A 17,540-nucleotide genomic window follows, 5' to 3' on the forward strand; every position below is an offset into this window, starting at 1 on the left:
ATGCTTTCAGTTCTAATTGCTGATGATCATCCATTTACCCTCATGGGAACCAAAGTTTTTGTCGAATCACTCGGTTACCATGTATCCGATAGTTGTACTAACGGTATCACGGCACTGAATCTCATCAAAATACATCTACCCAGTATTGCTATACTTGACGTTAATATGCCTGGTTTAAATGGCCTTGAAGTGCTTGAACAAGTCAGTAGTCTTCGTTTATCAACGCGTGTTATTTTATTGACGATGCACAAAGAGAAGTCCATTTTTGAAAAAGCAACTAAACATGGTGTGTATGGCTACTTACTAAAAGAATTTGCGCAACATGAATTACAAATCTGTTTACAAAAAGTGCATGAGGGTACGCGGTATATGAGTCCCAACATTCAGTCAATGTTGGTCCAAGATGCGTCATTTGTCAGAGAAGGATTAGAAGTACTCAGCTTTGCCGAGCGCAAAGTACTGGCTCTCATTGCCGAGCACAAAACCTCCAAGCAAATTGCTGAACTGCTATTTATTGCCGAAAAAACAGTAGAGCATCACCGTGCAAATATTATCCAAAAACTCAATTTACCCAAAGAAAAGAACTCACTTTTGGTTTGGGCTACTGCTAACTATAAAAAGTAAGTTCAATTACCTTGTTTGAAAAGTAATATGATATTTTTTATCCCGCAGACAAACGCAGATTAAAATTCAACGCGGATTGGCGCAGATAAGCTCATTAGCCGAATTAATCACCCAAAATCTGCGGTTATCTGCGGCTTTAGAATCAGCGTAAATCTGCGGGTAAATTATAAAGAAACTTAATAAACAACATATTCAACTAGTAGTAAAAAATTATTCCTCTGTTTTTAACACTCTTACGACCGCTTGTTTAGTGTGTGTCTGTACTTGTAAAAAATAAATTCCCGTCGGCAATTCGCTAACGCCAAACTCTTCTTGGTGCGTGTTGGTTTCGGGGGTAAACCGACGTTCTAATATCCTACGACCAGAAGCATCCATCAACGAAGTTTGGACTACTTGCCCCTTGCTCTCTTGCACTTTCAAGCGAAGCACGTTGGTGACGGGATTGGGGAGAACCGTGGCGAAGGCGCCGCTATCAGTTAGCTGTTGTCCGTTATCCGAAATAATTTGCCCTTCGCCCTTTGCCACTTGCTCCCCGCTATCCGCTGCACGTGCTGCGCCCACACCTACCCCATCTTTCGACTGGATTCGAAACCAATACTCTTGATACGCCAGCACGTTGCCTTGCGGCTTCCGCGTCGAAGGATAGATACTCCCCCAACCCTTCTGGTCCCAGTAACGAACACCTAATTTGTACAAACCTTTAGGTAAACCTGCGTCATATACGTTAGCACCTGCGCCGTTGTCTTGATAAAAACCGTAGGCTGGATGGTTTTGGGCGTACAATTCCGTCCAGCCATCACGGTTGGCATACATAAAGTAGGGTGCGTTGTTTTCGTGCGTGTTAAACGACTGCGGTACGCCCGTCTCGGGGGTGGCCAACATATCAAACGTTAACGAGCCATTTGTCCCCAACGCGCACGCATCCACGTTAATCGTCCAATAACGAGGGGCTACTTTGTTGGCATTTTCTACGTAATATAACGTCGGGTTTTGCTGCGTACTTTGTTCCAATTCAGGGCCTCTGTCTCGCGTAATGAATTGACTGCTCCACACCGAGCGGTCGTTGGTTTTTATGGCTGATTTTGACTCACCAATGTTTATCAACGTCAGCTCAAAGGCTTTCCAATAAATCTCTTTTTTCCCACTTTCCACGCTTTGACAGCCATTAGGATGCATACAACGTACCCAATAACTCTGCTTCGTCACGTTCAAAAACGACACTTTAAAGCTATTCTCACTCGTCCCAGTATTCCAATTCGGCGTTGTGCCAGTTGGACAACTTGTTGATAAAGTCACCTCTACTCCTGTACACACTACTTCTGCACTGGCGGTTACCACTGGAGCCACCCCTACTTGTATCGCAGTGTAAGTCACCACGTTACTCTTTTCGCTTAAACACCCTCCACCCGCTTGGCATCGCGCATAGTACGAACTCATTTCGGTAGGGGTTTGAGTTGGAAATGTTGGTAACACTACATTCGTTGTGGCGTTGTACCAAATCGTAGTGGCTGCACCACAATTCGCAGTACCATTAAACGCCACGGGGTTACCACAACCACTGGTAACATTCAGGCTGGCAACAGGAGGAACTGGTACAATCGTTATCCGCAAACGCATCACTCCCGATTCTGACTCTACACACGAGGTGGTTCCGTCAGATTTGCGGCAACGCACGCGGTAATTGTGGTACTGACCGTCCACCAATTGCGTTGGAACAACACTACTGTACTCGCCGCCATCCACCGAATAAAGTAGCATTTCTCCCACTCCACAGGTCACATTGAAAGTTATCACGTTGCCTTCGATGTTACACACATCTTTGCTTTCCCCCGCATTTACACTTACTCCGTCGGCCACCATCGACACATTTTGTGGCGTGGAAGCGCGGTAATTTATCGTCAATTCAATCGCATTTGTGTACGTCACAGGGCAACTCGCATCACAAGCAGCTTGGTAGCGGTGGGGTTGGTTATTGGACAATTGGGTAACTGGTGGATTGAAAGCCCATCCGCTCCACGCACCACTTCCTACTTGCACTCGCCAAACGGGCGAACCCGTAACACAAGAACCCGAAACCGCAAACTGTAAACCATTAACTGGATTCGCATCCGTATCGCAGAAGGTTTGAGAATTACCTTCGTTGAGCGTTTGTTGCAACGTGCTGAGCGTAATCGTCGGTTTGTCTTGAACCGTCACCATGGTACTACCCGTTTGAGCTTGGCTACAAGTCGTTGATGAACCATCTTTGACACTCACCAAACTATATTCAAACGTTCCCGCTTCGCTCGTCGGGACATCTAGGCTGACGCTGTTACCACTTGTGGTCGTGATTGTTTGCTCAGAACCATTGTTGATTTTGTAGGTGAATGTGTATGGCGCTGTTCCCGCCGCTCCCGTGAACGTGATTTTGGGTGAACTAGCGTTTTTACACACAATCGTTCCACCCGTAATGGTCGCCGTCGGCAAAGGATTCACCGTCACCGTGGTGCTGCCCGTTTGAGCTTGGCTACAAGTTGTTGATGAACCATCCTTGACGCTTACTAAACTATATTCAAACGTTCCCGCTTCGCTCGTCGGCGCATCTAGGCTGACGCTGTTACCGTTTGTGGTCGTGATTGTTTGCTCGGAACCGTTGTTGATTTTGTACGTGAATGTGTATGGCGCTGTCCCCGCCACTCCCGTGAACGTGATTTTGGGTGAACTAGCATTTTTACAAACCACCGTTCCACCCGTAATGGTCGCCGTCGGCAAAGGATTCACCGTCATCGTGGTGCTGCCCGTTTGAGCTTGGCTACAGGTTGTTGATGAACCATCTTTGACGCTCACCAAACTATATTCAAACGTTCCCGCTTCGCTCGTCGGCGCATCTAGGCTGACGCTGCTACCGTTTGTGGTCGTGATCGTTTGCTCGGAACCGTTGTTGATTTTGTAGGTGAATGTGTAAGGCGCTGTCCCCGCTGCACCCGTGAACGTGATTTTGGGTGAAGTAGCGTTTTTACAAACCACCGTTCCACCCGTAATGGTCGCCGTCGGCAAAGGATTTACCGTCATCGTCGTGCTGCCACTTTGGGCTTGGCTACAAGTCGTTGATGAACCATCTTTGACACTCACCAAACTATATTCAAACGTTCCCGCTTCGCTCGTCGGCGCGTCTAGGCTGACGCTGTTACCGTTTGTGGTCGTGATTGTTTGCTCAGAACCATTGTTGATTTTGTACGTAAATGTGTAAGGCGCTGTTCCCGCCGCTCCCGTGAACGTGATTTTGGGTGAAGTAGCATTTTTACAAACCACCGTTCCACCCGTAATAGTCGCCGTCGGCAAAGGATTCACCGTCACCATGGTACTACCCGTTTGAGCTTGGCTACAAGTCGTTGATGAACCATCTTTGACACTCACCAAACTATATTCAAACGTTCCCGCTTCGCTCGTCGGGACATCTAGGCTGACGCTGTTACCACTTGTGGTCGTGATTGTTTGCTCGGAACCGTTGTTGATTTTGTACGTAAATGTGTATGGTGCTGTCCCCGCCGCTCCAGTGAACGTGATTTTGGGTAAAGTAGCATTTTTACACACCACCGTTCCACCCGTAATGGTCGCCGTCGGCAAAGGATTGACCGTCACCGTCGTACTACCACTTTGGGCTTGGCTACAAGTCGTTGATGAACCGTCTTTCACACTTAACAAAATGTACTCAAATGTGCCCGATTCATTCGTCGGCACGTCTAAGCTTATGCTGTTACCGTTTGTGGTCGTGATCGTTTGCTCGGAACCGTTGTTGATTTTGTAGGTGAATGTGTAAGGCGCTGTCCCCGCCGCTCCCGTGAACGTGATTTTGGGTGAAGTAGCATTTTTACAAACCACCGTTCCACCCGTAATGGTCGCCGTCGGCAAAGGATTCACCGTCACCGTGGTGCTGCCCGTTTGGGCTTGGCTACAAGTCGTCGATGAGCCATCTTTGACGCTCACTAAACTATATTCAAATGTTCCCGATTCATTCGTCGGCACGTCTAAGCTTATGCTGTTACCGTTTGTGGTCGTGATCGTTTGCTCAGAACCGTTGTTGATTTTGTAGGTGAATGTGTAAGGCGCTGTCCCCGCCGCTCCCGTGAACGTGATTTTGGGTGAACTAGCGTTTTTACAAACCGTCGTTCCACCCGTAATGGTCGCTGTCGGCAGAGGATTTACTGTCACCATTGCTACCGTTGAAGTCGCTTCGGAACATACCCCACTTTTTACAAATGCTCGAAAATAGGTAGTTTGTGTTAAGTTAGTTGCCGCCAATTCGGTCGTCGTGTTGGCTATATCCGTCGTTTCACTAAAATCTGCACGTAATGACGATTGCCATTTTTGTATTGCCCCTACCTGTCCTGACAAGGCGAGGTCAGTGCGATTGGTTCCCGCACAAACCGTTGCCGAACCACCAATGCTTCCCCCTACACTGACAGGACTAACCGTGATTTTTACTACCGAGGAAGTCGCTTCGATACATCCTCCGCTTTTCACTATGGCCCTGAAATACGTATCCGCTGTAAGAGAACCAATCATGGCTCCCGTCAACGTCGTACTTGTTGAAGAAATGGTATTCCAGCTACTGAAGGATGAATTCGTCGCTCTATCCCATCTAACCACATTTCCTACCTGACCACTCAGGCTCAAATTGGCAGGAGCAGTTCCCGAACAAATCGTTTGGTTTGAATTAACAGTTCCCCCGACAGAAACAGGATCTACTCTCACACCAACCGTAGCCGTAGCCGTGCAGCCATTCTCTGATACCGTAAGCGTAATGGTATAGTTTGTCGAAGAGGTGACGGTAGGAATAGTAAAAGTGGGATTTTGCTGCGTTGAAGTAAAAGCCCCTCCTCCTGCACTCCACGAGTAAGTAGGAGTATATCCCCCTGTACTGCTTCCATTGAGCGTGAGCGTCCCCCCCGAGCAGACTGTTAAAGGAGTATTTGGACTAATACTGGCCGCTAGATAACAAGGTGGGGTATATTCCCAAAAGTCCTTTCTACGTGAGTTATTAAAGAGTCCCGTTCCGATGTACCCCTTCCCGCCAATACTGAACCCGACTGCTACTGTTCGGGGTCCTCCACCAACATTCGTTTTTTGGCTCCAGCTATTACTTACGGGGTCAAACTCCCAGAAATCATCGCTAATATTACCGATAGTCCCCGTCCCAATATACCCCCTACTCCCAATGCCAAACCCTACAGCATTCAAACGAGCGTCTCCACCCAAATCTGCTTTTTGTGTCCAACGATTTGTACTAGGGTCATATTCCCAGAAATCCTTCTGGATTGTCCCTGTTCCTCCTGTTCCGATATACCCCTTATTACCAATGTTAAACCCTACGGCTTGCAAACGGGCAAGCCCACCAAAATCCGCTTTTTGTACCCAGCTATTGTTGGCAGGATTATATTCCCAGAAATCTTTTGTATAATTTCCATCATTACCCGTACCAATATACCCCTTTCCATTGATGCTAAACCCTACGGCGTAGCTGCGTGCAGACCCACCGAAATCGGCTTTTTGCGTCCAGCTGTTCGTACTTGGGTTATATTCCCAAAAATCTTTTTTTTGTGTTACACTAGAACCCGTACCAACATACCCCTTGTCATTAATACCAAACCCTACTGCACCCTGGCGCCACTCTCCCGCAAAATCAGCTTTTTGTCTCCAAGTGTCGTCAGCAGGGTCGTACTCCCACAAAAATTTCATCAACCTCCCATCATCTCCCAGGGTGATATAACCTTTGTTTCCTACGCTAAAACCCACTCCATCCATCAGTGCTGTTCCTCCAAATGGGGCTTTAGAAGCCCAACTATTGCTTACAGGATTAAATTCCCAGAAATCTTTTATATTTGTATTTCCAGTACCCATTCCCAGGTAGCCCTTGTCACCAATGCTGAAACCTGACGCTAGAAACCGTGGAATACCCCCAAAATTGGCCTTTTGTACCCACGTATCAGACGAGAGATTATACTCCCAAAAATCATTTTTATAGCTACCATCACTCCCCGTTCCGATGTAGCCTTTGCCATTTATACTCAACCCCACGGCGTTTCGTCTTCCTCCCCCAGCAAAGTCCGCTTTTTTTATCCAAGTATTAGTTGTAGGGTTATACTCCCAAAAATCATTTTTATAAGTAAAACCTATGCGGCCTGTACCGATGTAACCCTTGCCCCCCATACTGAATCCAACGGCTTGGTATCGTTCCTCTGCATAATCTGCTTTTTGCGTCCACCGATCAGTATTAGGGTCATATTCCCAAAAATCTTTTCGGGCACTTCCACTATCGCCTGTACCAAGGTAGCCTTTACCGTTAATACTAAACCCTACGGCCTCGGCACGTTGCACCCCGCCAAAATCGGCTTTTTGTGTCCAAGCATTGGTACTCGGGTTATACTCCCAGAAATCTTTTTTAAAACTTCCATCATAACCCGTTCCTATATACCCCTTCCCATTGACACTAAAACCCGCCGCATTCTGTCGTGCCGACCCACCAAAGTCGGCTTTTTGAGTCCAAGTATCGGTGGCAGGGTCATATTCCCAAAAATCTTTTTCATACGACTGGTACGTTCCTGTCCCAAAATAGCCCTTGCTATCGATACTGAAACTCACACCGCCAAATCTTTGCATAGGGCCGTTGGGGGTACTAAGGCCTAAGTCAGCCTTTTGTGTCCAACTGTTGGGGGTTTGGGCCTGTCCTATAAAGGTCACCAATAACCCTCCCAAAAAAGCATAGAGCAAATAGGTGTTTTTATACAATTGTTTCATAAAAATACAGGGATTAAAGGGCTTTTACTTGTTTCATTTCTTCCACGCTTACGCTGGGTGGCATCTGGCCTTTTTTTAATTTTTGAATGATAATATCCGCCACTTTTTGAGCCTGCGCTTTGGTTGCAAAGCCACTGTTCCCTGGCAAGCTAGGTTTGGAAAGTTGGTGAATAAAACGCTTCCCCTCTACGTAAATGTCGTAGCCCCAGGTATTACCTTCTGAGGGAATAATTTTAGAAGTAATGTTGGCATTCGCATAGTTATTGGCTGCGGGAAAAGCAGGCTGCTGAGCAGCCGAACTTTGCGGTGCCTGCCCATACGAGCAAACCATGATGCCACCGAAGCAAATCAGCAGGACAAGTACTTTAATGTTCATTTTTAGAAAAGAAAATGGTACTAATGGAGAGAATGAGTTAAGGTAATTACTACAAAGTAGCTACCCTCACTCAGCATATACCATTTTCACGGGTGGACAAACAGGTGGACAATTTATAACCACCTATTTTACAACAACATACTTGCCACCCAAACCGCCTTTTAGGCGATTTCCTCCATCATTGAAGGGTATTTTTTTCGAAGTCGATAACGCGTTTTTTTGACAGAATCAGCCGAAATGCCCAGCATGGTTCCCTTTACTTTATCAGTAAGGTTGAGCTTATCTAAGGCACACAACCGTACTTCTGCCGCCGTTAAATCAGGATATTTTTTATTTAAATCAAGAAAGAAATAAGGAAACACTTGTTCATAAAGTGCCTTGAAGTTTTGCCAATCGTCTTCGGTAAGTAGTACACTTTGTTGAAGGTTTTCAAGGGTTTTCTCCACCTCAAAATTCATTTCTGGACGTTGATTATTTCTTTCTAACTGCGTCGAAATCGTTTCAATGAGCTCATTTTTTTCCTTAATATTGACCAAATATTGCTCCAGTTGCCGATTGGCGTGGTCAAGCATTTCTTCTGCTCGCTGGCGTTTTTCCGTTTGAAGGCGTTTTTCTTGTTTTTGACGTTCGTTGAGCCAATACACCACGCCCAAAAACACCACAATAAGCCCAAAAATAATCACATTGCGAAGCATACGTTCGTTGGTTACTTCTACTTGTAAAGCCCTCCGCTCGTTGATGTATTTTTCGGCTTGCAAACTACTTTCCAACACCACCACTTTTTTATAATCAAGCTTCACCTTCAGCGTGTCTTTGAGAGCCAACAAGGAATCTTTAAACGTATTGGCCAAGCTAAAGTTTTTCATCTTGGCATGGTACAAAGCCAGCGTTTCAAATCGAATCAAATCATAAGTAGGATACGTCCAGTACGGCATAACTACCGCAGCAGGAGCAATGTATGGCTTGGCTTTATCCACCGAATCAAGCATAAGGAGGGCATTGGCAATGTATAAGCGACTGATGGCTGCATTTTCTGGTATGGCTTTTTCGTTTACTTTGGCTTCTTCGTACAGGTACGGAAGCGCCTCTTTGTACTTGCCCATCAGGCGCAGCAAATTGCCCAAGTTCCCCCGAATCAGTACTTCGTAATTGATGTTTTTTTCGACTTGGGCCGCCACAACACCCTCTCTAAATGCCTTTTCGGCTTTCTCGTATTGCTTCATTTTAAGGTAACAAAGCCCCAAGTTATTGTAAATACCCATGGGCGAAAACACTGCATTAGGGGGCTCTTTAAGTGCAATTTGGCAATGTAACGCCGCCATTTTGTAGTCTTCAAAGAAATAGTAAATGGCAAAAAAACCAATGTAGTAGTAAATGCTGTGCGGAAATTTACCAAAATAAGTTTCTTCTAACAGCTTTCGAGCTTTAAACAACAGTGGAAGTCCCGTGGTGTAATCTTTCTTGTTAAAAGCCACCCATCCCCGCCAAAAAAACGAGTAAGCTTTCAAATCATCGTAAGGCGTAGTTTGGGTAATTTTTTCTAGTTTCTTGGTATAGCCATTTTTTTCTTCCTTGGTTGGGGCAATTTCTTCACTTAAACGCAATTTAAGGAAATCAAGATAAGCCAAAGACCGTTCGTCTCGTTCGTCTTTTGCCACTTTTTGGATGCTATCCAATTCTGACTTATAGCGGCTTACCTGGGCATCGGCACCAAATTGAAACGAAAAGTCAATCAAATAGCGTACACGCTTCTCGCTTGCAGAAAAAACTTCTTGGCCATGCAATTTCATCACACCTCCTCCAGCAATCCAATAAAGTGCAATCACAAGCAAGATTCTATATAACATACTATTTTGGGTTATGGAATTTCAAAAATAGCACACACACGATAAGTGAGCACTAATTATCCATAAAAATCTAGTCCACTTTTTGTATAGTCCTAAAAAAAACACTTTTAGGACTATTTTTCTCTTTTAAAATACCAAACGGGGATAAAAGCGAACCCTTGTTCTCTCTTACCCCCGTTTTTATTTGGGGTTAAAATTAGTGTTAGCTTAATGCACTTTCACTACTTTCAACGTCGCTTGTTTGTCAGGCGTTACTACTTGCAAGAAATACATACCCGTCGGCAATTCACTCACCCCAAACTCTTCTTGGTGCGTGTTGGTTTCAGGTACAAATTGACGGCGTAAAATTGCCCGTCCTGAGGCATCAGTCAATGTAGTCTGCACTACTTGCCCTTTGCTCTCTTGAACCTTCAAGCGAAGGATACTGGTGACGGGGTTGGGCATGACAATTGCAAAATCCCCTTGCTCTTTGCTAACTGCTGACTGCTCCCCGTTATCCGCTGCACGCGCTGCGCCCACACCAATTCCGTCTTTCGACTGGATTCTGAACCAATATTCTTGGTAGGCCAAGACGTTGCCTTGGGGTTTACGCGTCGATGGATAGATACTGCCCCAGCCTTTCATATCCCAATAACGAATACCCAATTTGTACAAGCCTTTCGGTAACCCTGCATCATATACGTTAGCACCTGCACCATTGTCTTGGTAAAAACCATACGCAGGGTGATTCTGACCGTACAATTCCGTCCAGCCTTCGCGGTTGGCGTACATAAAGTAAGGCGCATTGTTTTCGTGGGTGTTGAAAGAGCGGATTAAGCCCGTCTCAGGTGTCGCCAACATGTCAAACGTCATCGACCCGTTTGATCCTAACCCGCACGTCTCTACGTTAATCGTCCAATAACGAGGTGCCATTTTGTTGGCATTTTCTACGTAATACAAGGTCGGATTTTGCTGCGTGCTTTGCTCCAACTCAGGGCCGCCGTCTCTGGTAATAAATTGGTTTGCCCAAGCTGAACGTTCGTTGGCTTTTACCGCTGATTTACTTTCACCGATGTTTATCAAGGTCAACTCAAACGACTTCCAGCTCACCTCTTTGACCGAACTCACCGCGCTTTGGCAACCATTTGGCGACACACAGCGTACCGAATAACCTTGTTTGGTTACATTGATAAATGACACTTTAAAACTACTCTCCGTCACGCCCGTATTCCACAAAGCGGTTGTACCCACTGGGCAGGTTGTCGAAACTGTCACCTCTGTTCCCGTACATACAAGCTCCGAACTCACGTTGACAACAGGCGCTACATTGACAGGTACAATTGTAAACGTCACTACGTTGCTTTTTTCACTCAAACAGCCACCTGCAGCTTGGCAACGCGCATAATACGACGTCGTTTCACTTGGTGTTTGACTTGGTAAAGTTGATAGCACGGCATCGGTAGTGGCGTTGTACCAGACTGTCGTCAAATTGCCACAGTTTGTTGTTCCACTGAAAGCTACTGCCGTACCACAGCCATTGGTGACGTTCAAACTTGCCACAGGAACTTGTGATAAGTTCGTAATTCGCAAGCGCATTACGCCCGACTCGCTCTCTACACACGACGCGGTTCCGTCTGATTTGCGGCAACGTACGCGGTAATTGTGGTACTGACCATCCACTTGTTGTACGGGAAGAATACTGCTGTAGTCTCCGCCGTCCACCGAATAGAGAAGCATTTCTCCTTCGGCACAAGTCGCATTGAACATAAGGGCATTGCCTTCGATGTTACAGACTTCTTTGGTTTCTCCAACGTTCACCGTTGTCCCATCAGCCACCAACGACACATTCTGTGGAATAGAAGCGCGGTAGTTGATTTTCACTTCAATTGGACTGGTGTACGTCATTAGACAACTAGCATCGCAAGCAGCTTGGTAACGGTGGGGTTGGTTATTGGACAACTGGGAAACTGGGGCATTGGCTGACCAGTCGCTCCATGCGCCATTTCCAACTTGACTGCGCCAAACAGGCAAACCAGCAACACACGCCCCCGTAACGCTAAACTGTAAACTATTAACAGGATTTGCATCTGTATCACAAAGTTCACGGTTATTACCTTCGTTTAAGGTTTGTTGGAGAGTTGATAAAGTAACCGTTGGTTTAACATGAATCAGAACTGCCGCCGTGGTCGAATTTGCCTGCGAACATACACCGCTTTTCGTTATTGCACGGTAATACGTCGTTTGGGTTAAATTAGTAGCGATCAACTGATTCGTTGTGTTCGCAATATCAATCACACCGTTAAAGTCGGCATTTGAAGACGATTGCCATTTTTGAATTGTTCCCACTTGGCCTGACAACGTCAATACCGTGCTGTTGGTACCCGTACAAACAGCCGTAGAACCTGCAATGCTACCTCCTACCGAAACGGGATCCACTGTTACCGTTGCCACCGAAGAAAACACGGCTTCGCATACGCCACTTTTTACCATGGCCCGATAATAGGTCATTTGAGTTAGATTCGTAGCCGTGAAACTGGTTGTCGTGTTGGCAATATCAACAGGATTCGCAAAGTCAGCAGTCAATGACGACTGCCATTTTTGAACATCGCCTACTTTACCTGACAACGTCAATGCTGTTGAATTTGTCACCGCACAAACTGTAGTTGAACCTGCAATGCTACCGCCCACGTTGACAGGGTCAACCGTCACAGTTGCGGTTGAAGAAAACGCAGCTTCACATACGCCACTTTTCACGATTGCCCGATAATAGGTCGTTTGGGTTAAGTTGCTCGCCGTTAAGCTGGTCGTTGTATTGGCAATGTCCGTAGGGTTAGCAAAATCGGAAGTCAATGACGACTGCCATTTTTGAACATCACCTACTTTACCTGACAACGTTAGGGTTGTTGAGTTCGTCCCTGTACAAACCGTAGCCGAACCACCAATGCTACCACCTACCGTAACAGGATTCACCGTTACTGTTGCTGTCGCCGAATTAACGGCATCACATACGCCACTTTTTACCACGGCACGATAATACATCGTTTGCGTTAGGTTTGTCGCGACGAAGCTTGTTGTTGTATTCACAATATCAGTAGGAGTAGCAAAATCAGCCGTCAATGAAGATTGCCATTTCTGAACATCACCTACTTTGTCTGACAAGGTCAATGTCGTAGTGTTCGTCCCAGAACAAACCGTAGCCGAACCTGCAATGCTTCCACCTACCGTCACAGGACTTACCGTTACCGTAGCCGTCGCTGAGTTCACCGCTTCACATACGCCACTTTTCACGATTGCCCGATAATAGGTCGTTTGGGTTAAGTTGCTCGCCGTTAAGCTGGTCGTTGTATTGGCAATGTCAGTAGGATTCGCAAAATCGGAAGTCAATGACGACTGCCATTTTTGAACATCGCCTACTTTACCTGACAACGTTAGGGTTGTTGAGTTCGTCCCTGTACAAACCGTAGCCGAACCACCAATGCTACCACCTACCGTAACAGGATTCACCGTTACTGTTGCTGTCGCCGAATTAACGGCATCACATACGCCACTTTTTACCACGGCACGATAATACGTCGTTTGCGTTAAGTTAGTTACGGTTAAGCTCGTCGTTGTATTGGCAATGTCAACAGGTGTGGCAAAATCAGAAGTCAACGACGACTGCCATTTTTGAACGTCACCCACTTTGTCTGTCAAACTCAATGTCGTCGAGTTTGTTCCTGAGCAAACTGCTGCGCCTGCAATACTACCACCCACCGAAACAGGATTCACCGTCACGGTCGCTGTGGCAGAATTAGCGGCGTCACATACGCCACTTTTTACCACTACCCGATAATAAGTCGTTTGCGTTAAGTTAGTCGCAGTGAGACTGGTAGTTGTGTTCGTAATATCAACAGGAGTAGCAAAATCAGAAGTCAACGATGACTGCCATTTTTGAATAGTTCCCACTTGGTTTGACAACGTCAATGCCGTCGAATTTGTCCCCGAACAAACCGTAGCCGAGCCCGCAAGGCTACCACCCACGTTGGCAGGGTCAACTGTCACGGTTGCCGTCGAAGAAAACGCGGCTTCACATACCCCGCTTTTTACCACTGCCCGATAATAAGTCGTTTGCGTTAAGTTGCTTGCCGTCAAGCTAGTCGTTGTATTGCTAATGTCCGTAGGATTCGCAAAATCAGAAGTCAACGACGACTGCCATTTTTGAACGTCACCTACTTTATTTGCCAACGTCAATGTGGTCGAATTCGTACCCGTACAAACGGTAGCCGAACCTGAAACACTACCTCCTACCGTAACAGGGTTGACCGTGATAGTAGCAGTTGCAGAAAATGCGGCCGTGCACATACCACTTTGTACTACCGCCCGATAATAGGTCGTTTGGGTTAAGTTGGTTGCGGTTAGGCTAGTCGTTGTATTGGTAATGTCTGTAGGACTAGCAAAATCAGAAGTCAACGACGACTGCCATTTTTGGATCGTTCCCACCTGATTTGACAACGTTAGCGTTGTTGAATTTGTACCTGTACAAACTGACTGTGCGCCCGCGATTGTACCACCCACTGAGGCAGGGGTAACGGTAATCGTGGCCGACGCTTCAGCCGAACAACCCTGATCATTTGACACCGTCACGGTATATGTACCTCCTGCGGCAACATTGATAGCCGCTGAATTTTGGCCTGTACTCCACGAATACGCCGTTCCTCCAGTGGCTGTTAAGATTGCGCTAGTGCCTTCACAAATGGTACCGTCGTTGGCAGTGCCCGAATTTTCGGTGATCGTCACCATGGCTGGAGTGGCACATTTTTCTCCACCTCCACTTCCTCCCAATAAGGAGGTAGCTTGGTACTCAGCGTAATAATCTCCGCGTAAGGTATTTCCAAGCACCCAACTGCTGGTAGAAGCTGGCGAACCATTTTTCACAATACTAGCCGTTGGAATGTCCGCTACCCGCGCATGAGCTGCCCCGCTTGTTGCGTGGTAAAAAAACAATCGGTTAAGTCCCGTCAACGCAGGTAGGTTTTTCAAGATTGTTAAGTGCGTGTTTATGTTATCATAATCGCGTTGTCGGAAGTAATACCGCACGCCTACGTTACCGTTGGGCTGTGAAGTTGGGTTTACATTCCAGCTACGTGACATAATGACGGCACCGTTCGGATTCGTAATAAACCCGTCTCCTTTGTTGGCAAAATAGTTATTTGACGATTCTGTAAGTGACACGGCGTTGTCTGGAACGCTGGCCCCCGTACCACCTAATTTCAACGATAACAAACGTTTACCATTACAACTACAGTAGTGAGTCCATCCGTCGCTATCGGTGTGGGAGTTACTAGACGTATGGGTTTCCTCTGCGGTTGGAAGCTGCGACTCGTCAGAACAATGAAACTTAATGTTATTGTTGCCCACAAAATCATCCATGTTGACGGGCGACTGGTCCGAGTTATCAAAGGTTTTGTGACGTGTACCATGATAATGCTTAAACTCTAAATCAGCGTCTGGAACCGCAAGCGGGTTTATGCCCGCTTGAGCACTAGGCGAATCGGTACAACCATATAATTCTAAGGCCTTCAACCACGCTAATTGGTCGCTGTTGCGAAAAATAGTGTACCAATGCGTATGATTACGGAACAACGACTGGTCATAAAAAGCCGCATTGAGCATATCTGCGGTATGCAACCAAGGCCGTGGAATTCCTGCTGCATCATAGAGTTCTGACCATTTTTCTTCCTTATTGACCATTGAGCTGTGGCGATAACCGAGCCAGTAACGTTGGACTCCATTGCTTGGTTCAACGTGCAAGTAGTTGGGAGATGGGTCAAAAGTTTGACCTGGCAAAAGACTACCTACCCCCAATAATTCATCCGCTTCCAACATTCGACCACCATTGGCATAAAGTTCAGAAAAATTGATATTAGAAAAACGTCCCTTTAACCACTGATAAATTTCTCTGGCTCTCCAAGTATCACCCATGTGATAGTCATTGCGGAAACCAGGGGTATCGGCCCCCGCTACTGGGTCCAGCGCAACTACGTTGATCGTAGCCGCGCTGCCTAATACCGTGTTGAGTACGCCATTAAATTCCGAAAATTTAGGGTCACTTTCTAAGGCTTTTTTTATTCCGTATAAGAAGGAGGAAATACCTACGGCAGACCCACGGCTATGGCCTGAAATTACAATACGATTGTAGCCTTTCAAATTATAGCGTCGAAGCACGCGCATCACGTTGGCAGCAGCCGTGAAGGAATCTTCATCTTCATACCCAGCCGATACGCTACCATCGTAGTCCATATCTACCCCAAAGAAATAGCGATACATACCGCCCCCGTAGTTGTTATTTTTAAACACTTTTGCACGGGAGTAAAAGGTAGTACCAATTGGGTTCGGAAAATCAAAGCCATCATACTGATTTATCTCTTCTTCTTCCTCGTGTCTCAGGTTGTCCTGATTGTAAGAAGTATAGTTTTTGGTATCTCCGCCTACCCCTTTGATGAAAACCATCTGATCGGCATTCACTTTGGTAGCAAAGCGTTGCAACTGAAATTCTAGGGATTTCCCCGAACCATTGTAGTAAATGAGTAACGTTTTATTATTTCCTGGCAAATTATCGTCAGGTACAATTCGGATTGAAGAAGCACGGTCGTTGGGGCCTCCTACAAAGTTCACAGTACCTCTAAAGTCAATCGGGTAGCCTCCAAAATCGCTATTGTTATAGAGGAGTGCCTTGTAACCTGGAGCAATCTCCATAGAGCTAACGTTGTCGTTACCAACGCCAGTAGCCAGTGAAGCGAAATTAAAATCGCCCTCGCCAATGTGCTGCGTCCGTCCCGAAAGGTTCGCATCCGAATAAAGTGTCACAATTTTGGGGGTGGCTAACAACTCCCATTCCAAACTCAAACCGTACCGTGCACCACTGCCTGACCATTCAATATCCAAATAATTATACCCCAAATTCATTTTAGAGGGGTCAATCGTCACCGTAGTGGAAGTAGAAGCTGGGTGATCATCATCATTGGTGAGGCAATCGTCGTTGTAGTCATTGTCACCACCACAGGCATCTTCTTCCCAAGCATCTATGTTCATGTTAAACTGAAAAGGGGAAGCGGCCGAGGTCGTTGAAAAGTTGCCTGATTGCATGTATCGGCCATCACTAACCATCCGCTGCCATCCGCAGGGTTTGTCATCACCGACATTGACGGTCTGCGAAAACGAAAGGCCACCACTGGTACTCACCTTGTAGCGTGGGTCAGGATTTTCCCCTGAAAAGTTACAGCCACCACCGTCGTCATTGATCCGATACCAGCCTATGCGTAGGTTATAAATGTAAAACGTGGTATTTGCTGCTCTGGCCGCTTTCAACTGCTTTGCGGCAGCGGGCATATCCCTGTTTAAAACCTGCGTGGCAGGAACGTGTGCTACCTTGATGACCTGATTGGGATCAATGTCGTCAGAACCTTCTCTTGGAGAATACGTTACAACTGCCTTGCGGGCACTTTTTTCGGCAAGGAGGGCGGCTTCGTAGGCCACATTTTGAGGGCTGGCCGCAAAATTCACCTGCGTCGAATGGCCTTCATTGTCCACCCAACCTGTGCTCGGCGGACCTTGCTCATTGCCTGGAGCACGGTAGTATTTAGGCCCTCCCGACAGGTTTTTATCGGTGTTGAGCCACCACGTTCCTTTACCGTCGTAGTTCACCTCATAATCGCCTGAGGTATGCGTATAGCGAGGCTGACCAAGTTTATTTACCCCATTCAATTCATACACACCATTTACAATAGCGTGTACCGAACCTGAAAAAGTAAATGATTTAGTGAGTTTTTTTGCCCCATCACTTTGAGCTTTAAGGTCAATAGCGTAGCAGCACGCCGCTAGGAATAGCGCGTAAATAAAATTTTTCATACGTAGTAAATAGTAAGATTAAATTTCTTCCTGAATAGGTGTCATTGGTG

Annotated in this window: 5 protein-coding genes; 1 reads left to right on the forward strand and 4 read right to left on the reverse strand. The window is 46.4% G+C overall.

Going from position 1 to position 17,540, the window contains the following annotated elements; translation table 11 throughout:
- Positions 1–624: a response regulator gene (locus tag AC23N5_RS16950; protein WP_487756493.1), complete on the forward strand. Its 624-nt coding sequence runs from the start codon at positions 1–3 to the stop codon at positions 622–624.
- A 210-nt stretch (positions 625–834) separates the two neighbouring features.
- Here AC23N5_RS16950 and AC23N5_RS16955 read toward each other — a convergent pair whose 3' ends face one another.
- From AC23N5_RS16955 to AC23N5_RS16970, 4 genes are all read right to left on the reverse strand, one after another.
- Positions 835–7,401 carry a T9SS type A sorting domain-containing protein gene (locus AC23N5_RS16955; RefSeq protein WP_487756494.1) on the reverse strand — a complete coding sequence of 2,189 codons (6,567 nt, stop codon included), beginning with the start codon at positions 7,399–7,401 and terminating at the stop codon, positions 835–837.
- A gap of 13 nt (positions 7,402–7,414) precedes the next feature.
- Entirely contained in the window at positions 7,415–7,777 is a 363-nt protein-coding gene (locus tag AC23N5_RS16960; protein WP_487756495.1) for a DUF4907 domain-containing protein, read from the reverse strand.
- A 161-nt stretch (positions 7,778–7,938) separates the two neighbouring features.
- A complete protein-coding gene (locus AC23N5_RS16965; protein WP_487756496.1) occupies positions 7,939–9,624 on the reverse strand; it encodes a tetratricopeptide repeat protein in 1,686 nt (561 codons plus the stop codon).
- 207 nt (positions 9,625–9,831) lie between these two features.
- Positions 9,832–17,490, reverse strand: coding sequence for a T9SS type A sorting domain-containing protein (locus tag AC23N5_RS16970; protein WP_487756497.1), 7,659 nt, complete (start codon positions 17,488–17,490; stop codon positions 9,832–9,834).
- Between the last annotated feature and the right edge of the window lie 50 nt (positions 17,491–17,540).

Source organism: Runella sp. R5_40, from assembly GCF_057652295.1.

Coding starts and splice junctions, on each gene's coding strand:
- AC23N5_RS16950 (WP_487756493.1), top strand. CDS start 1: ATGCTTTCAGTTCTAATTGCTGATGATCATCCATTTACCCTCATGGGA.
- AC23N5_RS16955 (WP_487756494.1), bottom strand. CDS start 7,401: ATGAAACAATTGTATAAAAACACCTATTTGCTCTATGCTTTTTTGGGA.
- AC23N5_RS16965 (WP_487756496.1), bottom strand. CDS start 9,624: ATGTTATATAGAATCTTGCTTGTGATTGCACTTTATTGGATTGCTGGA.
- AC23N5_RS16960 (WP_487756495.1), bottom strand. CDS start 7,777: ATGAACATTAAAGTACTTGTCCTGCTGATTTGCTTCGGTGGCATCATG.
- AC23N5_RS16970 (WP_487756497.1), bottom strand. CDS start 17,490: ATGAAAAATTTTATTTACGCGCTATTCCTAGCGGCGTGCTGCTACGCT.